23 protein-coding genes are annotated in these 17,552 nt (G+C 64.8%); 10 read left to right on the forward strand and 13 right to left on the reverse strand.

What is annotated here, in order from left to right; all coding sequences use genetic code 11:
• Window positions 1-7 precede the first annotated feature (7 nt).
• The 4 genes from E8M84_RS17375 to E8M84_RS17390 are packed head-to-tail and all read right to left on the reverse strand — an operon-like array spanning window position 8 to window position 2,870.
• Complete coding sequence (locus E8M84_RS17375; RefSeq protein ID WP_137112461.1) at window positions 8-853, reverse strand: ABC transporter permease; 846 nt, start codon at window positions 851-853, stop codon at window positions 8-10.
• Window positions 850-1,716: an ABC transporter permease gene (locus E8M84_RS17380; protein ID WP_137112462.1), complete on the reverse strand. Its 867-nt coding sequence runs from the start codon at window positions 1,714-1,716 to the stop codon at window positions 850-852. The genes E8M84_RS17375 and E8M84_RS17380 overlap by 4 nt, the downstream gene beginning before the upstream one ends.
• Complete coding sequence (locus E8M84_RS17385; protein WP_137112463.1) at window positions 1,713-2,048, reverse strand: hypothetical protein; 336 nt, start codon at window positions 2,046-2,048, stop codon at window positions 1,713-1,715. The genes E8M84_RS17380 and E8M84_RS17385 overlap by 4 nt, the downstream gene beginning before the upstream one ends.
• A 30-nt stretch (window positions 2,049-2,078) precedes the next feature.
• Window positions 2,079-2,870, reverse strand: a complete 792-nt coding sequence (locus E8M84_RS17390) for an ABC transporter ATP-binding protein (protein WP_137112464.1) — start codon at window positions 2,868-2,870, stop codon at window positions 2,079-2,081.
• A gap of 92 nt (window positions 2,871-2,962) precedes the next feature.
• Between E8M84_RS17390 and E8M84_RS21560 the strand changes: the two genes are divergently transcribed.
• Together E8M84_RS21560 and E8M84_RS17395 are read left to right on the forward strand one after the other, a co-directional pair.
• Window positions 2,963-3,103 carry a hypothetical protein gene (locus tag E8M84_RS21560; RefSeq protein WP_170971977.1) on the forward strand — a complete coding sequence of 47 codons (141 nt, stop codon included), beginning with the start codon at window positions 2,963-2,965 and terminating at the stop codon, window positions 3,101-3,103.
• 36 nt (window positions 3,104-3,139) lie between these two features.
• A complete protein-coding gene (locus tag E8M84_RS17395) occupies window positions 3,140-3,538 on the forward strand; it encodes a cupin domain-containing protein (RefSeq protein WP_137112465.1) in 399 nt (132 codons plus the stop codon).
• 456 nt (window positions 3,539-3,994) lie between these two features.
• Here the strand turns inward: E8M84_RS17395 and hydA are convergent, their stop codons facing one another.
• Entirely contained in the window at window positions 3,995-5,446 is a 1,452-nt protein-coding gene (gene hydA / locus E8M84_RS17400) for a dihydropyrimidinase (protein ID WP_137112466.1), read from the reverse strand.
• A gap of 175 nt (window positions 5,447-5,621) precedes the next feature.
• Window positions 5,622-6,872, reverse strand: coding sequence for a Zn-dependent hydrolase (locus tag E8M84_RS17405; protein ID WP_137112467.1), 1,251 nt, complete (start codon window positions 6,870-6,872; stop codon window positions 5,622-5,624).
• A 123-nt stretch (window positions 6,873-6,995) separates the two neighbouring features.
• On the opposite strand from E8M84_RS17405, the gene E8M84_RS17410 reads away from it, so the two are divergent.
• Both E8M84_RS17410 and E8M84_RS17415 read left to right on the forward strand, forming a co-directional pair.
• Window positions 6,996-7,643 carry a TetR/AcrR family transcriptional regulator gene (locus E8M84_RS17410; RefSeq protein ID WP_137112468.1) on the forward strand — a complete coding sequence of 216 codons (648 nt, stop codon included), beginning with the start codon at window positions 6,996-6,998 and terminating at the stop codon, window positions 7,641-7,643.
• A 10-nt stretch (window positions 7,644-7,653) separates the two neighbouring features.
• The gene (locus E8M84_RS17415; RefSeq protein ID WP_137112469.1) at window positions 7,654-8,106 is read left to right on the forward strand and encodes a heme-degrading domain-containing protein; all 453 of its coding nucleotides are present in this window, start codon (window positions 7,654-7,656) and stop codon (window positions 8,104-8,106) included.
• 3 nt (window positions 8,107-8,109) lie between these two features.
• On the opposite strand, the gene E8M84_RS17420 is transcribed toward E8M84_RS17415, so the two are convergent.
• Window positions 8,110-8,433, reverse strand: coding sequence for a cupin domain-containing protein (locus E8M84_RS17420; RefSeq protein ID WP_240790435.1), 324 nt, complete (start codon window positions 8,431-8,433; stop codon window positions 8,110-8,112).
• 260 nt (window positions 8,434-8,693) lie between these two features.
• Here E8M84_RS17420 and E8M84_RS17425 point away from each other — a divergent pair, with 260 nt between their 5' ends.
• From E8M84_RS17425 to E8M84_RS17435, 3 genes are all read left to right on the forward strand, one after another.
• Window positions 8,694-9,308 carry a TetR family transcriptional regulator C-terminal domain-containing protein gene (locus E8M84_RS17425; protein ID WP_137112470.1) on the forward strand — a complete coding sequence of 205 codons (615 nt, stop codon included), beginning with the start codon at window positions 8,694-8,696 and terminating at the stop codon, window positions 9,306-9,308.
• Window positions 9,309-9,483: 175 nt separating this feature from the next.
• Entirely contained in the window at window positions 9,484-9,783 is a 300-nt protein-coding gene (locus E8M84_RS17430; protein WP_137112471.1) for a hypothetical protein, read from the forward strand.
• 135 nt (window positions 9,784-9,918) lie between these two features.
• Window positions 9,919-10,077 carry a hypothetical protein gene (locus E8M84_RS17435; protein ID WP_346763697.1) on the forward strand — a complete coding sequence of 53 codons (159 nt, stop codon included), beginning with the start codon at window positions 9,919-9,921 and terminating at the stop codon, window positions 10,075-10,077.
• A 78-nt stretch (window positions 10,078-10,155) separates the two neighbouring features.
• On the opposite strand, the gene preA is transcribed toward E8M84_RS17435, so the two are convergent.
• From preA to E8M84_RS17450, 3 genes are all read right to left on the reverse strand, one after another.
• The gene (preA, locus tag E8M84_RS17440; RefSeq protein WP_137112473.1) at window positions 10,156-11,451 is read right to left on the reverse strand and encodes an NAD-dependent dihydropyrimidine dehydrogenase subunit PreA; all 1,296 of its coding nucleotides are present in this window, start codon (window positions 11,449-11,451) and stop codon (window positions 10,156-10,158) included.
• Between the two features lie 87 nt (window positions 11,452-11,538).
• Window positions 11,539-12,069, reverse strand: a complete 531-nt coding sequence (locus tag E8M84_RS17445) for a DedA family protein (RefSeq protein WP_137112474.1) — start codon at window positions 12,067-12,069, stop codon at window positions 11,539-11,541.
• 66 nt (window positions 12,070-12,135) lie between these two features.
• Window positions 12,136-13,455 carry an NAD(P)-dependent oxidoreductase gene (locus tag E8M84_RS17450; protein WP_137112475.1) on the reverse strand — a complete coding sequence of 440 codons (1,320 nt, stop codon included), beginning with the start codon at window positions 13,453-13,455 and terminating at the stop codon, window positions 12,136-12,138.
• Between the two features lie 274 nt (window positions 13,456-13,729).
• On the opposite strand from E8M84_RS17450, the gene accB reads away from it, so the two are divergent.
• From accB to aat, 3 genes are all read left to right on the forward strand, one after another.
• Window positions 13,730-14,224 carry an acetyl-CoA carboxylase biotin carboxyl carrier protein gene (gene accB, locus E8M84_RS17455; protein ID WP_137112476.1) on the forward strand — a complete coding sequence of 165 codons (495 nt, stop codon included), beginning with the start codon at window positions 13,730-13,732 and terminating at the stop codon, window positions 14,222-14,224.
• 13 nt (window positions 14,225-14,237) lie between these two features.
• Complete coding sequence (gene accC, locus E8M84_RS17460; protein ID WP_137112477.1) at window positions 14,238-15,584, forward strand: acetyl-CoA carboxylase biotin carboxylase subunit; 1,347 nt, start codon at window positions 14,238-14,240, stop codon at window positions 15,582-15,584.
• 80 nt (window positions 15,585-15,664) lie between these two features.
• Window positions 15,665-16,342 (forward strand): leucyl/phenylalanyl-tRNA--protein transferase, encoded by a 678-nt coding sequence (gene aat / locus E8M84_RS17465; RefSeq protein ID WP_276607133.1) that lies wholly within the window; start codon window positions 15,665-15,667, stop codon window positions 16,340-16,342.
• Here aat and E8M84_RS17470 read toward each other — a convergent pair.
• Genes E8M84_RS17470 through E8M84_RS17480 form a run of 3 tightly spaced genes read right to left on the reverse strand, consistent with a single transcriptional unit; the run spans window position 16,264 to window position 17,515 of the window.
• Window positions 16,264-16,668 (reverse strand): DUF2155 domain-containing protein, encoded by a 405-nt coding sequence (locus tag E8M84_RS17470; RefSeq protein ID WP_137112478.1) that lies wholly within the window; start codon window positions 16,666-16,668, stop codon window positions 16,264-16,266. The genes aat and E8M84_RS17470 overlap by 79 nt on opposite strands.
• The gene (gene mlaD / locus E8M84_RS17475) at window positions 16,665-17,141 is read right to left on the reverse strand and encodes an outer membrane lipid asymmetry maintenance protein MlaD (RefSeq protein ID WP_137112479.1); all 477 of its coding nucleotides are present in this window, start codon (window positions 17,139-17,141) and stop codon (window positions 16,665-16,667) included. The genes E8M84_RS17470 and mlaD overlap by 4 nt, the downstream gene beginning before the upstream one ends.
• The gene (locus E8M84_RS17480) at window positions 17,141-17,515 is read right to left on the reverse strand and encodes an NADH:ubiquinone oxidoreductase subunit NDUFA12 (RefSeq protein ID WP_137112480.1); all 375 of its coding nucleotides are present in this window, start codon (window positions 17,513-17,515) and stop codon (window positions 17,141-17,143) included. The genes mlaD and E8M84_RS17480 overlap by 1 nt, the downstream gene beginning before the upstream one ends.
• Window positions 17,516-17,552: the final 37 nt, after the last annotated feature.

Genomic DNA, 17,552 nt, shown 5'->3' on the forward strand with positions numbered 1-17,552 from the left:
GCCTTTGTTAATGCCGTTGTGACGGGTGCCAGAAGGTCACCCACCGTTCGATCAGCGAGACGATCCCGTAAAGGACCGACCCCGCCAATGCCGCCACCGCAATCTCGGCCCAGACCATGTCGAGGCCAAGCCGCCCCACCTCGGTCGAAATGCGGAACCCCATGCCGTAGGTCGGACTGCCGAAGAATTCGGCAACGATGGCCCCGATCAGGGCCAGAGTCGATGCAATTTTCAGCCCGTTGAAGATGAAGGGCATCGCTGCGGGCAGGCGCAGCTTGACCAGCGTCTGCAGGTAGCTGGCCCCCCAGGTCGCCATCAGGTCGCGCTGCATCCGTTCGGACGCTTGCAGGCCCGCGACAGTGTTCACCAGCATCGGGAAGAACACCATGGCGACCACGACAGCGGCCTTGGACTGCCAGTCAAAGCCGAACCACATCACCAGGATCGGCGCGAGACCGACGATCGGCAGGGCCGCGACGAAATTGCCGATGGGAAGAAGGCCGCGCTGCAGGAAAGGCGAGCGGTCGATCAGGATCGCCACCAGCACGCCCGCACCGCAGCCGATCAGGAACCCTGGGATCGCGCCTTTCAGGATGGTCTGCGCCGCATCCTGCCACAGGACCGGCAGCGAGGAAGCGATCTTTGCGGCGATCAGGCTGGGTGGCGGCAGGATGACGAACGACACCTCCAACCCACGCACAAGGCCTTCCCACAGGACCAGGATCGCAACGCCGAAGATCAGCGGCACGAGAGCCTTGCCGACACCCTTGCGCGCAAGCGCACTCCCGGCCAGCCAGACGTTCAACGCCCAAAGCACCAGCCAGACGACAAGGGCGAGGATCAGGACGCTCATGCCGGGGCCCCCATCCGCTTTTGTGCCAGCCGCTCAACGATCCCCACCACCAGGATAAGAAGTCCCGCCAGGATCGCCGAGGCAAACAGGCTTGCCCACATGATCAGCGGCTCACCGAACTGCGACCCGATCAGCATCCGCGCGCCAAGGCCTTCGATGGCGCCAGTCGGAAGCTCGCCCACGATGGTGCCGACAAGGCTGGCCGCAACCGCCACCTTCAGCGAGGCGAAGAAATAGGGCATCGAGGCGGGAAGGCGCAGCTTCAGGAAGGTCGCGGCGTCGCTTGCGCCGTAGGTCTTGAGGAGATCAAGCTGCATCTGGTCGGGGCTGCGCAGGCCTTTCACCATGCTGACGAGAACCGGGAAGAACGACAGGTAGGCGGCGATGATCGCCTTCGGCACCTCGCGCCCCGACAGGCCCAACTGGCTGGACAGCGTGATTATCATCGGCGCAAGGGCCACGATGGGGATGGTCTGGCTGATGATCGCCCAGGGCATCACGGACATGTCCATGACCCGGAAGCGGACGATGGCCATTGCCAGCAGGACCCCGGTGATGATGCCAAGGCCGAACCCCATCATCGTCCCCTTGAAGGTCACATAACCATGATAGACGAGGCTCCGCTTCGATGTGATGGCCTGCCCGAACAACCCTTTCCACAACTCCGCCCCCACCTGGTGCGGCGGTGGCAGCAGCGGGCGGTCCTGGCTCATCGTCTGCGGCACCATCTCGGCGAAAGTAACCGTGGTCCCGGCGCGTTCAGCCTGGTCATAGACCCAGGTGGAGTTCATCCAGACCGCGGCCGCATACCAGATCACGATGAGACCGATCAGAACGGTCAGGACGGGCAGCGCACGCGTCATGCCTTGCCCCCCGTCGGCCAGGCGATCATCGCCACAGCCACACAGCCCAAGGCCATCCCGGCAAGCTGCAGTCCGGTTGGCCGTTCGCCAAACACGAAGATCGCCATCACGGAAATCGCGACAAGCTGGAAGATCGCCGACAGCGCAATGGCCAGACCCAGGCCGTTCGCCTTCATCACCTGGACCATCAGGAAGTTGCCCAGGCAGAACAGGGCGAGGGCCCCGATCAGGACCGGGACCTGCCCCTTGGTCGCGTAGACCTTGAGCACCGCGTTGGCCGCCACGAAGACCGTCGTCGCGGCCGCAAGCCACAGGAACGTCAGCGCACCCATACCGCGCCCCCGGTCATGTCAATGCCCGCCCTATTCGTCATGGTGCCCAGCCCTCAGGCCTTCGCGGACCCGATGCGCAATCTCGATGAAGTCGCGGCTGTCGCGGATGTCGAGCGGACGTTCCTTGGGCAAAGGCGAATCGATCAAATCGGTGATCCGCCCCGGACGCGGGGACATCACGACGATCTTGGTGGACAGGTAGACGGCTTCGGGGATCGAGTGGGTGACGAAACCGATGGTCTTGCCGGTCCGCGCCCAGAGCTTCAGCGTTTCCTCGTTCAGCCGGTCGCGCACGATTTCATCGAGTGCGCCGAAAGGTTCGTCCATCAAGAGGATGTCGGCATCGAAGGCCAGCGCCCGGGCGATCGAGGCGCGTTGCTGCATGCCCCCCGACAGCTGCCAGGGGAACTTCTTGCCGAAGCCTTTCAGCTCGACCAGCTCCAGGACCCGTTCGGTTCGCTCCTCCTGCTCGGTTTTGGAGAAGCCCATGATTTCAAGGGGCAGCTTGATGTTTCCGGCAATGGTGCGCCAGGGATAAAGCCCCGCAGCCTGGAAGACATAGCCATAGGCGCGCTTGCGACGGGCCTCGTCAGGCGACATCCCGTTCACCGTGAGGGTCCCGCTCGTCGGTTGCTCCAGCGCCGCGATGGCGCGCAGGAAGGTGGTCTTGCCGCAGCCCGACGGTCCGATGAAGCTGACGAAATCGCCCTGGTTGATCGTCAGGTTGACGTCCTTCAACGCTTGCACCGGCCCGTCCGCCGTCTGGAAGACCAGGTTCAGGCCCTTAGCCTCGATCACCGGTTGGCTAATCCTGTCCTTCACGCCCACTTCCCTTCAAATTCCCGTTGCCCGGCCGTGCCACCCTTGGTTGCGCGCCCAGCCCTTCCCATCTCGCCGGTCACAGGAGGACCGCCATGCTTTTCACCGCCCCGCAGACGACCCTCGCCTTCGCGCCCGCGCCCGAGGACCTTGAGGAGATCTACTTCGACGCCCCCATCGTGGCCTTTGCACACCCCGACTGCGACGCCGAGGAATCCGAACCGGGCGAACCCTGAGACGTGGTATCCTTCGGCATCCGAAGGAGGTACGCCATGCCCGACTGCCGCAAGATCCGCCCCGCCGACCGCTATGCTGGGCTGCAGGGATTTACCTACGACGCCGGACTCGCTGCGGAAACAGTGGGTTCCACGGCGATCTGCATGCACTTGCTGACCGTCCCGCCGGGTGGAAGAGCAAAGGCGCACAAGCACGCGACGCATGAGACCGCGATCTACCAGCTGACGGGCCGGGCGGTGATGTACTGGGGCGACCGCCTGCAGCATCGGATGGAGACCGAGGCCGGCGACCTGATCTACATTCCCGCCGACGTGCCGCATCTGCCCACCAACCCAGGCCCCGAACCCTGCACGGCCGTCATCGCCCGGACCGACCCGAACGAGCAGGAGAGCGTCGTGCTGTTGCCGGAGCTGGAGCATCTGGTGCCGCATTAACTCTGATGTCATGCGCGCACCATGGATCGTTCGGCTGCCCAAGTCACAAGTCCCGCTGCCGTCCCAACAACCAGAAAAATCGGACTGGGTGGATACTCTACAAACAGGTTCAACGACGTCCTATGCGGCCCCCACACAAACATGGTCAGCGCCGCTCCATTCAGGAAGCCTGCAAGACAAAAGCTCTGCCAGTCGCTTCTGCCTAGCCACGAGAGACCAAAACGCAGAACTGCGAATCCGGGAAGCGCTGCGATACAGGTGGCGACAAAGAGCATACCCGAGAGGAAGACGAACCCAAGCATCGTCTCTCCAAGCGTGCCGGAAGGCGGCCCATTAGTCACAATCAGATAAACTAGGACCAGTACTGACGTCGCAAGACAAGCTGCCAAGTAGCCAAAGACAACTTGACCTGCTGACCCCCGTGCCATGACCGCGCCCGATAGCGCCATCCTGTCCTCACACCCCCGTCGCCGGAACACCCGTCCGCGCCACGGGCCGGGGGGCGGTCAGGTCCTTCCACTGTGTGAGCGCGCGGTTGACGGCGGGACGCGGCTCGCGGGCGACGAACTTGCCGTGGCCTTCCTGGGTGCGCACCTCGCCGTCGTGGATCGCCACATGGCCGCGGGTCAGGGTAAAGCGCGGCAGGCCTTTCACCGTGTGGCCCTCGAAGACGTTGTAGTCGATCTTCGACTGCTGTTTGCCCGAGGTGATGGTCTTTGTCTTCTCCGGGTCCCAGACCACAAGGTCGGCATCCGCCCCCACCAGAACCGCGCCTTTCTTCGGGTAGCAGTTCAGGATTTTCGCGATATTGGTTGAGGTTACGGCGACGAATTCATTCGGCGTGAGGCGGCCCGTGGCGACCCCGTGGGTCCAGAGCATCGGCATCCGGTCTTCCAGCCCCCCCGTCCCGTTCGGGATCTTGGAGAAGTCGCCAAGGCCATAGCGCTTCTGCTCCGTGGTGAAGCTGCAATGGTCGGTCGCCACCACCGAGAGGCTGCCGGACATCAGACCCGCCCAGAGACTGTCCTGATGCTGCTTGTTGCGGAACGGCGGGCTCATCACCCGGCGGGCGGCGTGGTCCCAGTCGGGGTGGAAGTATTCGGACTCATCAAGCGTCAGGTGCTGGATCAGCGGCTCACCCCAGACCCGCTTGCCCTGCTGCCGCGCCCGGCGGATCGCCTCATGCGCGTCCTCGCAAGAAACGTGGACGACATACAGCGGCACCCCCGCCATGTCGGCGATCATGATCGCGCGGTTCGTGGCCTCGCCCTCCACCTGCGGCGGGCGGGAATAGGCGTGGCCCTCGGGGCCGGTGTTGCCTTCCTTCAGCAGCTTCGCCGTCAGCTCCGCCACCACATCGCCGTTCTCGGCATGGACCATCGCCAGGCCGCCCACGTCCCCCACCCGGCGGAAGCTGTTGAACAACTCGTCGTCGTTCACCATCAAGGCGCCCTTGTAGGCCATGAAGTGCTTGAAGCTGGTGATCCCCGCCTTGGCCGAGTCCTCGATGCCCCGCCAGACCTTCTCGCCCCACCAGGTGACGGCCATGTGGTAGGAGTAATCGCAGGTCGCGCGGGTGGACTTGTTCGACCAGACCTTGGCCGCATCCATAAGGTCCTGGCCCTGGCCCGGCAGGATGAAGTCGACGACCATTGTGGTCCCGCCCGAAAGCGCCGCCCGAGTGCCGCTTTCAAAGTCATCCGCCGAGTAGGTGCCCATGAAGGGCATCTCCAGGTGCGTATGCGGGTCGATCCCGCCGGGCATGACATAGCAGCCGGTCGCATCAAGCTCCGTCCCGCCCTTGAGGCCCTGCCCGATCTCGGTGATCACCCCGTTCTCCACCCGCACATCGGCCTTGTAGGTGAGGTCGGCGGTGACGACGGTGCCGTTCTTGATGATGGTGGTCATGTGCGCGCCCTCATGCGATCAATGAGATATGTGAGTAGAATGAAGACCCCAGTTGCGGACAGGGTGGACAGCAGCACGTCGGACCAAGGGACAAGGCCGTCCAAGTACAAGGCCATCACGACGTGCATCATTGCAATCACACTGGCGAAACTTGCTGTCCTTTTGACGATTGGTTTCACCCCACCACCTCCGCCACCTCAAGGCAGGCGTGGAGGAGCACATCCGTCCCCGCCGCGGCCCATTCCGGGCTGATCTTCTCAGCCTCGTTGTGGGAAAGCCCATCCACGCAGGGGCACATCACCATCACCGTGGGCGCGACGCGGTTGATCCAGCAGGCGTCGTGGCCGGCGCCGGAGACGATGTCCATGTGGGAATAGCCCAGCTTTTCAGCGGACTGACGGACGATCTTCACAAGGCCGGGGTCGAAGGTGACGGGGTCGAAGTGGCCCACATCCTCGATCTCGCAGCCCAGCCCCAGCTCTTTCGCCACAGCATGGGCAGCGCGGATGACTTCGGCCTTCATCGCGTCGAGCTTCGCCTGTTCGGGCGAGCGGATGTCGACCGTGAACACCACCTTGCCGGGGATCACGTTGCGCGAGTTCGGGAAGACCTTCACCTGCCCCACCGCTCCCACGGCGTTCGGCTGGTGGCTCATCGCGATCTGGTGGACGCGTTCGGTGATCCGCGCCATGCCGAGGCCCGCGTTCACCCGCATGTTCATGGGGGTGGAGCCGGTGTGGGCGTCCTTGCCGGTCAGAGTGATCTCCAGCCACCAGAGGCCCTGGCCGTGGGTCACGACGCCGATGTCCTTCCCCTCGGCCTCCAGGATCGGGCCCTGCTCGATATGCAGTTCCAGCATCGCGTGCATCTTCCGCGCGCCGACCTTTTCGTCGCCGACCCAGCCGATGCGCGCGAGTTCCTCGCCGAAGACCTTGCCGTCGAGGTCCTTGCGGGACTTGGCGTAGTCCTCGGTATGGATGCCCGCAAAGACGCCGGAGGCCAGCATGGCAGGCGCAAACCGCGCGCCTTCCTCGTTGGTCCAGTTGGTCACCACGATCGGGTGCTTCGTCTTCACGCCCATGTCGTTCAGCGTGCGGACCACCTCCAGCGCGCCAAGGACGCCAAGGACGCCGTCATACTTCCCCCCCGTGGGCTGGGTGTCGAGGTGGCTGCCCATGTAGACCGGCAGCGCAGCAGGGTCAGTCCCGGCCCGCGTCGCGAACATGTTGCCCATGGTGTCGACGCCCATCGACATACCCGCGGCCTCGCACCAGCGCTGGAACAGGTGGCGGCCTTCGCTGTCGGCATCGGTCAGGGTCTGACGGTTGCAGCCGCCCGCAATGCCGGGGCCGATCTTCGCCATTTCCTCAAGCGATTCCCACAAGCGCGCAGGATTGATCCGCAGGTTGTCCCCGGTGGCTGGCATCAGCGTAGCTCCCTGTTCGCGCGGGGCCATCCTGCCCCTTGCCGCGACTCATTTCCTGACCGTATGGTCAAGGTGAAGCGCACCACAACCTGACCAATCGGTCAACGAAAATATGGACACGGCATGAGCGGCGATGCCCAGATTTCGCGCCTGAAACCCGGACGCCGCACAGATATTCGGCGCGAGAATGAGCGGGCGATCCTCGAGGCCGCCGAGAAGGTCTTTGCCGAGGCCGGGTTCGGGGGGGCCACGATGCAGCTGATCGCCGACATGGCGGGGCTGCCGAAGGCGAACCTGCACTACTACTTTGCCACCAAGGAAGACCTGTATCGCCGCGTGGTGCAGCAGATTTTCGAGATCTGGCTGGATGCGGCATCAAGCTTCGACAACGCGCCCGGCCCAGTCGAAGGGATCGGCGCCTATATCGACGCCAAGATGGACATCAGCCGCACACATCCGCATGGCTCCAAAGTCTGGGCAAGCGAAGTCATGCACGGCGCGCCGGTGATCCAGGACTATCTGGAAACCACGCTGCGCGACTGGACCAACGGCCGGATCGCGGTGATCCAGCGCTGGATCGACGAGGGGAAGATGCAGCCGGTCAACCCGCGGCATCTGCTGTACATGCTTTGGGCAACGACGCAGCACTATGCGGACTTTGGGCACCAGATCCAGACGCTGAATGGCGGTGCGGCACTGACGGAAAAGCAATGGAAAGAGGCGAAGGCCAGCGTCAAGGACATGGTCCTGCGCGGGATCGGCGCGATCTGAGGAGAGACGGATGGAACTGGCCGACCTTGAGGCGGAATATGCCGGGCTGATGCTGCCCCGGTTCGATGAGCGGGCCGGCCTGCGGCTGGGGCAGATCCTGGTCGACCTGGCCCTGGCCGAAGCGCTGCCGGTGGTGATCGACATCCGCACCGCCGACCGCACGCTCTTTCATGCGGCCCTGCCCGGCTCGGCCCCGCTGAACGACCGCTGGGCGCGGCGCAAGTCGAACACGGCGCTGCTGTTCCAACTGCCCTCGCTGCTGGTCGGCCGCAGGCTGGCGGCCAAGGACGAGGCGCTGGCGCGGCATGGACTGCCGTCCGAGGACTATGCCGAGGCCGGGGGGGCGGTGCCGATCCGCGTCACGGGTGTCGGGGTGGTTGCGGTGGCGACGGTGTCTGGCCTGCCGCAGGTGGAGGATCACAGGCTGGTGGTGCGTGGTCTTCGGGCGCTGATGGCGGAGTAGCGCTCAGGCGCGCGCGGGCTCTTTCAGTTCGATCTCGACAAAGCTCATCGGGACGGCGCCGTGGTTGACCACGTTGTGCTCCACCCCCTCGCTGCGGCGATAGGCCGTGCCCGCCGGAACCAGCACCGTCCGAGTCGCGCCGCCCGGTTCCTCCAGCAGCATCGGGCAATCGGTGATTGCGGTGATGACGTAGTCGTGCGCGTGGCGGTGCCAGCCCGTTTCGGCCCAGGGCGCGAAGTCGAAGCGGGTCACGCGGACGCGGTCGTCGTCGACCAGGACCGTCGCCTCGCAGCCGCGGCGGTTCATCGCAGGCGTCTTGTCGGTCATGGCACGCATCCTAGCTTCCCGGCATCACGACAGAGGGAGACCCAAATGTTTTCAGGCCTCAAGCGCGCGCTTTTCATCATCACCGCCATGCTGACCGTCGTGCCATGGGGCATCATGCAGGCGGTGCAGTAGGCGTCAACCGAAGATCTTGGCCACCACGGGGTCGCCGCGTCGATGGGCCGGACCAGTGGCGGCGAATGATTTGACCTTGCCGCGCGGGCCGGGGTATCCATGGGGTCCGCAGACAGCGCCCAGGTTCCATGTCGCCCACCGCCCGCCCCCGTTCCCGCATCCAGCAGCGCAATCGCGAGCTGATCCTGGACGCCGCGCTGGAGGTGTTCTCGCTGCATGGGTTCCGGGGCGCGACGCTGGACCAGATCGCCGAGGGCGCGGGGCTCTCGAAGCCGAACCTGCTGTACTACTTCCCGTCGAAGGAGGCCGTCCACAAGGCGTTGCTGACCGGGCTTCTGGATACCTGGCTGGACCCGCTGCGCGCGATGGACCCTGCGGGAGAGCCCCTGCAAGAGATCAAGGCCTATGTCGGGCGCAAGCTGGACCTGGCGCGGGACTATCCTCGGGAAAGCCGGCTGTTTGCCAACGAGATCCTGCAGGGCGCGCCCCGGATGCGTGAGGCGATCGAGGGGGATCTGCGGGCGCTGGTGGCAGAGAAGGCGCAGGTGCTGACCCGATGGATGGATGAGGGGCGGATCGCGCGGGTCGATCCGGTGCATCTGATCTTCTCGATCTGGGCGCTGACCCAGCACTATGCCGACTTCGACGTGCAGGTCCGCGCGGTTCTGGGGCCCGGGCATGACCCGTTCACCGAGGCGGGCGGGTTTCTGGATACGCTCTTCACCCGGCTGCTGCGGCCCTGATGTCCACGGTGGACATTTCCGGATAATGTTTTATTTTCCGGTGTTTGCATGATTTCGTTAACCTTCCGGAAAGGCTCGCCCACCAAGCCAACCATATTTTAGACATTTCGCCCATGCCGGTTAGGGGTTTCTGAGGTAATTTGTCCTCCAGGGGGTCAACTTTGGGGGTCACACTATGGACCTGATTTCTGCCATCCGGTCACAACAGCCGGTCCAGACACTGGCACAGCAAGCGCCGACAGACCGCGTTGTCAGTGCGGCTGTGGCGGCGAGCATGCCTCCCGTCGCCGAAACGATGCGCCAAGACGCGGTTCAATTGCCATCTGCCGTGGCAGCCCAGGTCACGGTTCAGCTTGCAGAGCGAGACGAGGATCAGCACCCAGCGGCGGAAGCGCGCGCTGCAGCCCTCGCCGCGCGCGAGGCCTATATCAAGGCCAGCATCGCTGCCGGGATAAGCCCGCTGCCGATGCCCTGACCGTCGCGCCCAAGAATTTTCGGCGAAAATTCTTGGCAGGGGGCAGCCATTCACCTGAAATTAACCGTGTGACGCAAGGCCTGGCGCATGCTTCACGCTTTCGCTCCACGGCCCACAATCCCCTGGCTTGAAGACTTGTTCGCAGCAAAGGCAGTTGAACGTGGCAGCGGCGTCCGCCGTTCGGTCCGCGATGTCGAACGGGAAGTCGGCCGCGACTTCTTTGTCGCCGAAGTGCGCAGACGCGGCTTTCACCTGGTGGAATGTGGTGGCCAGTTCATCGTGATCTGCAATTAGGGCCGGATCCAGATCCTGTGCTGACCCGGCCTTGCCCAAGAATTTTCGACGAAAATTCTTGGGCTGGCTTCGTCGCGATCACTCTGCCGCAACGCTCGGGTTGTTGGGATGCGTCGTCCAGTTGGCATAGTCGCCAACCTTGCGCCCGGTGCGCGGATCGACCGAGCCCTTGGCCATCGGCACCATGGTGATGCAGTTGTCGACCGGGCAAACGTTGACGCAGAGGTTGCAGGCCACGCATTCTTCGTCCTTCACGGTGAAGGTGCGGTCCGCCGACATGGCGATGGCCTGGTGGCTCGTGTCCTCACAAGCCGCATAGCAGCGGCCGCACTTGATGCAGTCGTCCTGGTTGATTTGCGCCTTTGCGACGTAGTTGAGGTTCAGATACTGCCAGTCGGTGACGTTCGGCACCGCGCGACCGACAAGGTCCGACAGGCCGATCTGCTTGTCGTCAAGGTATTGCGAGAGGCCCGAGATCATTTCCTGCACGATCTTGAAGCCATAGGTCATCGCCGCCGTGCAGACCTGCACGTTCCCCGCCCCAAGGGCCATGAATTCCGCCGCGTCGCGCCAGGTGGTGATGCCGCCGATGCCTGAAATCGGCAGGCCGCGGGTTTCGGCGCTACGCGCGATCTCGGCCACCATGTTCATCGCGATGGGCTTCACCGCCGGGCCGCAATAGCCGCCATGCGTGCCCTTGCCGTCGATCATCGGCTCAGGGCTGAAGTCGTCGAGGTTGACGGAGGTGATCGAGTTGATCGTGTTGATGAGGCTGACCGCATCCGCCCCCCCGGCCTTCGCGGCCTCAGCCGGGCGCAGGATGTTGGTGATGTTCGGCGTCAGCTTCACGATGCAGGGCATGCGGGAGTGCTTCTTGACCCAGCGCGTGACCATCTCGATGTATTCCGGCACCTGCCCCACGGCCGATCCCATGCCGCGTTCGGCCATGCCGTGCGGGCAGCCGAAGTTCAGTTCGACCCCGTCCGCCTCGGTATCCTCGATCCGGTGCAGGATGTCCTTCCACGAGTCCTCATCGCAAGGGACCATCAGGCTAATGACAAGCGCGCGGTCGCGCCACTTGCGCTTGACCTCCTTGATCTCCTGCAGGTTCACCTCCAGCGGGCGGTCGGTGATCAGTTCGATGTTGTTCAGCCCCAGCAGGCGGCGGTCCGCCCCCCAGATCGCGCCGTAGCGGGGGCCGTTCACGTTGACCACGGGCGGGCCTTCGGACCCCAGCGTTTTCCAGACGACACCGCCCCAACCCGCCTCGAAGGCGCGTTCGACGTTGTACTTCTTGTCCGTCGGCGGGGCCGAAGCCAGCCAGAACGGGTTTGGGGATTTGATGCCGATGAAATTGGACGCGAGGTTAGCCATGGGATGCCTCCTTGGCGACAGCTGAGGGGGATGCGAGGAATGTAGGGTGGGCGCTGCGCCCACCATGCCTTGAAGGCGGCAGGGCCGTCAGAACAGCGACCAGATCCAGCCGATCAGATCGCCGCCATACTGGCCAAGCTTCGGCACGATGAAGGCCCAGGCCACGCAGCCGAGCGTGTTCCAGAAAGCGAAGCGGGCGAAGGTCATCCCGCTCATTCCCGCCAACAGGAAGACCACGGGGCGAAAGATCGTGGTGAAATGCCCGATCAGGATGGTGACCGGCCCGTACTTGTCGAAGGACGCCTGCGCCTTTTCGACCCATTCGGGATGGTCGCTGAGCGGGCGCATCTTCAGCACGGCTGCGCCGTAGCGCCAGCCCAACCAGTAGCTGAAGGTCGACCCGATCAGCGCGCCGATCGTGGCGCCGATCCAGAGCGACCAGAAGGACAGCGCCCCGGTCGCGGCCAGTGCGCCGACGGCCGCCAGCACTGGCGTCGAGGGGATGACAATCGACAGGAAGGCCGTCGTCTCTGCCGCCGCAAACAGCACCATGATGACCGGAAACCAGGCCTGGTTCTGCTCGATGAAGGTGATGACACTTTCGGCGAATGCTTCCACGGGGCGCCCTTTCCGGCGCCCCTTCTGGCCCGGCCCAAAGGCGAAGGCAAGGGGATTGCATGGCCATCAGGCCCCCGTCAGCCGCGCATGGATCGCCTCGGCGGCGTCGCGGCCTTCGGCGACGGCGGTCACCGTCAGGTCCTCGCCCCCCGCCGCGCAATCGCCGCCGACCCAGACCTTGCCCGAGGGGCCGGAGAACTTGCCACCGTCGACCTGCAGCCCTGCCGGCGCACCGGCCAGCGACTGGCCGATGGCCTTGAAGACCTGGTCGGCCTTCAGGGTGAAGGTCTCGGACGAGATCGTCAGCCCGTTCGGGCCATCCTGGGTATAGGCGAATTCCACGGCTTCGGCGTGGCCGTTGCCAAGGATGCGCAAGGGCGCCGCGTTGTGGATGATGCGGACGCCGGACTGGACCGCGTGGTCCTGTTCATAGCCCGAAGCCGACATCTTTTCCTGCCCCCGGCGGTAGACGATGGTGACGTTCTCGGCGCCCAGAAGCTTGGACTGGACGGCGGCGTCCACGGCCGTCATGCCGCCGCCGATGACGACGACATCGCGGCCGACGGGCAATTGCGTCAAGTCGGAGGTCTGGCGCAGTTCGGCGATGAAGTCGACGGCATCGCGGACGCCGGCCTTGTCCTCGCCCTCGGCCCGCAGCGCGTTGACGCCGGCCAGGCCGATGCCAAGGAAGACGGCGTCGTAGTCGGCCTGCAGCTGGTCAAGTGTCACGTCGCGGCCAAGCTCCACGCCGTTGCGGATCTCGATCCCGCCGATCGACAGGAGCCAGTCGACCTCTTTCTGCGCAAAACCGCCGGTCGCCTTGTAGCTGGCGATGCCGTATTCGTTCAGGCCCCCCGCCTTGGGGCGGCGTTCCAGCACCACGACGTCGTGGCCATGCATCGCCAGACGATGCGCGCAGGACAGGCCCGCAGGCCCTGCCCCGACGACAGCGATGCGTTTGCCGGTGGGCGCGCCGCGGGTGAAAGGGTGCAAGCCCTTTGCCATCGCCACATCGGTTGCAAAGCGCTGGAGGCGGCCGATCTCGACCGGCTTGCCCTCGGCGGCCTCGCGGACGCAGGCATCTTCGCACAGGGTTTCGGTGGGGCAGACCCGGGCGCAGATGCCGCCGAGGATGTTCTGGCTCCAGATCGTCGTGGCGGCGGCCTCGGGCGTGCCGGTCGCGATCTGGCGGATGAAGAGCGGGATGTCGATCGAGGTCGGGCAGGCCGTGATGCAGGGCGCATCGTGGCAGAAGTAGCAGCGGTCGGCGGCCACGCGCGCCTCGTGCCGGTCAAGCGCAGGCTCGTGGTCGGAGAAGTTTCGTGCGATGGCATCCGCGGGCAGGCGGCCGGGGACGATTCCGGGCGTAAGCGGGCTGTTCGACATGGGCTGGGGGCCTCCCTGGCTTATCGTTTTGTCGAAGGCTGGCACAGGTCAGTTTTTTTATCAAACGGTAAATTTTCTGTCCCTGCAGATTTTCACGGGCGTGCCCGTTTTGCAGGCAGTGCACGACCAGGACGCATGCCGCCGCACTGGAGCGGCCCGCGCTTTCGCGGCTTTTCAGCCTTCACCGGGTCGCGTATAAGCGCCGGATACCAGACTGCGGGGGGCTAAGCCGCCCAACCGCGCGCGCCCAGGGCAGAGAAGAACAGAGGACCCGATGAGCAAGCAGAACACCGACACCGATGTCGCCTTCATCTCGGCACTGGCCGAGCTTCTGAACAAGAACGACCTGACCGAACTGTCGGTGAAGCGGGAATATGGCGAGGACGACAGCCTGGAGGTCCGCGTCGTCAAGCAGGCGACTGTCGTGACGATGGCTGCGGCCCCTGCCCCCGTCGCCTATGCCCCGGCCCCTGCCGCTGCGCCCACGGCGGCTGCCCCAGCGGCAGCGCCTGCAAACGAGGACCCGGCCCAGCATCCAGGCGCCGTGACCTCGCCCATGGTCGGCACGGTCTACCTTGCCGCGGAACCCGGAGCCTCGCCCTTTGTCGCGGTCGGATCCCAGGTCAGCGAAGGCCAGACCGTCCTTATCATCGAAGCGATGAAGACAATGAACCATATCCCTGCCCCGAAGGCAGGCACGGTGAAGCGCATCCTGGTCGAGGATGGCCACCCCGTCGAATACGGCGCCCCCCTGATGATCATCGAATAAGGGGCGAGAACCCATGTTCGATAAAATCCTGATCGCCAACCGGGGGGAGATCGCCCTTCGCGTGATCCGTGCCGCCCGCGAGATGGGGATCAAATCGGTCGCCGTCCATTCCACCGCCGATACCGATGCGATGCATGTCCGCATGGCTGACGAATCCGTCTGCATTGGTCCTGCCCCCTCCTCTGCCAGCTATCTGTCGAAGGCCGCGATCATCTCGGCCTGCGAGATCACCGGCGCGCAAGCCGTTCATCCGGGCTACGGCTTCCTGTCGGAAAACGCGGCCTTCGCCCAGGCGCTTGAAGATCACGGCATCACCTTCATCGGCCCCAGCGCGGAACATATCCGCATCATGGGCGACAAGATCACCGCGAAGGAAACCGCCAAGGAGCTGGGCATCCCCGTGGTGCCGGGCAGTGATGGCGGCGTGCCGGACTTCGAGACGGCCAAGACTGTGGCCGACCAGATCGGCTATCCGGTCATCATCAAGGCCACCGCCGGGGGCGGTGGGCGTGGGATGAAGGTCGCCAAGGACGCAAGCGAGCTTGAGATCGCCTTCCGCACCGCCCGGTCCGAGGCCAAGGCCGCCTTCGGCAACGACGAAGTCTACATGGAGAAATACCTCCAGCGTCCTCGCCATATCGAGATCCAGGTCTTCGGCGATGGCAAGGGTGGTGCGGTGCATCTGGGCGAGCGTGACTGTTCCTTGCAGCGCCGCCACCAGAAGGTGTTCGAGGAAGCCCCCGGCCCGGCCATCACGCCGAAGCTGCGGTCCGAGATCGGCATGATATGCGCCAACGCGATGAAAAAGCTGAAGTATATCGGCGCGGGCACGATCGAGTTCCTGTACGAGGACGGCAAGTTCTACTTCATCGAGATGAACACCCGGCTGCAGGTGGAACACCCCGTCACCGAAGGCATCTTCGGTGTCGACCTCGTGCGCGAACAGATCCGCGTCGCCAGTGGCATGGACCTGTCGTTCACGCAGGATGAGCTGGAGATCAACGGCCACTGCATCGAAGTCCGGATCAACGCCGAGAAGATCCCGGCCTTCAGCCCCTGCCCCGGCCGGATCACCCAGTTCCATGCGCCGGGCGGTCTGGGTGTACGGATGGATTCTGCGATCTACGACGGCTACCGCATCCCGCCCTATTACGACAGCCTGATCGGCAAGCTGATCGTCCACGGCCGCGACCGGCCCGAGGCCTTGGCTCGGCTGAAGCGGGCCTTGTCCGAACTTATCATCGACGGCATCGACACCTCGATCCCGCTTTTCCACATGCTGCTGGCCGAGCCCGACATCCAGAACGGCGAATACAACATTCACTGGCTGGAAAAGTGGCTGGAGAAGCAGTTCGCCTGAGTTGAAGGGGCGTCCGGTGTCGGGCGCCCTACCGCAAAAGTTTCTGAAAACTTTTGCAAAATCCTTTGAAGGATTTTGCGGTGCACGGGACAGCCGACGAGATCACTCCCGACATCCTGCTTCGCGCCTATGCGATGGGCATCTTCCCGATGTCCGACGGGCGCGACGACCCCGAGATCCACTGGGTTGACCCGCGCCACCGGGGGATCCTGCCGCTGGACGGGTTCCACATCTCGCGGTCGCTGGCCAAATGCATCCGGTCCGGCCGGTTCCGCATCACGACGGATACCGCCTTTGACGCGGTGGTCGAGGCCTGCGCCGACCGGGGGGAGACCTGGATCAGCCGGCGCATCCAGCGGCTTTACCTGCAGCTTCACCGGCTGGGTTTTGCCCACAGCCTCGAGGTCTGGGAGGGCGAGGCCCTGGTAGGCGGGGTCTATGGCGTGACGCTGGGCGCGGCGTTCTTTGGCGAAAGCATGTTCTCGCGCCGGACCGATGCGTCGAAGGTAGCGCTGGCGCATGCTGTGCATCGCCTGCGGGCCGGGGGGTTCCGGCTGTTCGACACGCAGTTCCTGACGCCGCATCTGGCCTCGCTGGGCGGCAAGGAGATTCCGCGCGCCGAGTATCATCGGCTGCTGGCCGAGGCTGTGGCAAATAGTGCGGCCTTCGATCCGGCGGGCTATTCGCCTTCGGCGGGATCGGTGGCCTCGGGCGCCGGGGCTTCGGGCAGAACGCAGGACAGGACCCAGACGTCATAGCGCGGATGGTCCAGCGCCGACAACGCGGGCGAAGAGGCGAGCATCCAGCCGGTGAACAGAGGCGTCTCGGTCGCCACTTCCAGGATGGTCAGATGCGCCTCGGCATCCGAGGCAGGGTTGCCGGTCGGATAGCGGCAGCTGTCGAGTTGCACCACCAGACGGCCAAACTTGGCCGACTGCCCGCGCGACAGGGTAACGTCGCCGGTCTCGCTGGTCAGCTTGTCGAGGAACCGCAGCGCGGCGCCGTCGGATTCGGTGAATTCCGGCGCGGCCTCTTGCGCCTGGGCGGGAAGCACCAAAGCGAGCAGCAGGACAAGCGCCCTCATGGCGTCGTGGTTCCCTCGGCCGGGGCACTGCCATCGCCGCCACTTGCGAATTTCATCAGCAGGTTGATCAGGCTGACCGCGCCCTGGGTGTCCTCGATCTCGCCGCCCGGTTCCAGGCTTTCCAGCGCGCCGCCGGGTTGGACCTCGACAAACGTGCCACCCAGAAGGCCCTCGGAGGAGATCAGGATGGTCGAATCGACCGGGACCGCGACGTCCTTGCGCATCGAGATCGTGGCATCGGCAAAGTAGGTTTCCGGGTTGAGCCTGAGGTCGGTTACGGTGCCGACCTTGACGCCCGCAAGACGCACATCGGTGCCGATGCTGACGCCCTCGACCGAGCGGAAGCTGGCGGTCAGCGGATAGCTGTCGGACTGGGTCCCGATCCCCGCCCCGCGCGCGGCGTAAAGCGTGAAGCCCAAGGCCACGGCCAGAACCGCCGCCCCGGCCAGGATTTCTGCGCGTTCGTAAGCCATTACTCGGGCTGCCAGGCCTCGTAGTCGGCCCGTGCGACGGGCGCGGCGCGACGGATGGACCCTGGGGGCACATAGGCGGCCTCGGTGCCGGTCAGGTTCTCCTGATGCGGCTTTTCCCAGGCCTTGTGCTTGAGCGGAGCCTTGGTCGGCGGTTCATCCCAGGTGTGGTGCAGCCAGCCATGCCAGTCGGGCGAGACGCGGGAAGCCTCCATCTCGCCGTTGTAGATCACCCAGCGCCGCTTGCCGTCGCGGGTCTGATAGAAGGTGTTGCCCGCGTCATCCTGGCCCACCTTGACGCCCTTGCGCGAGGTGAAGATCTGGGTGCCGATGGTCTGGCTGTTCCACCAGGTCAGCAGGCGCTTGAGGAAATACATGGGTGGCCTCCGTTTGCGGCACTTATGCCGGAAGCGG

This window comes from Rhodobacter sp. SY28-1, assembly GCF_005222785.1.
Taxonomy (GTDB): domain Bacteria; phylum Pseudomonadota; class Alphaproteobacteria; order Rhodobacterales; family Rhodobacteraceae; genus Tabrizicola.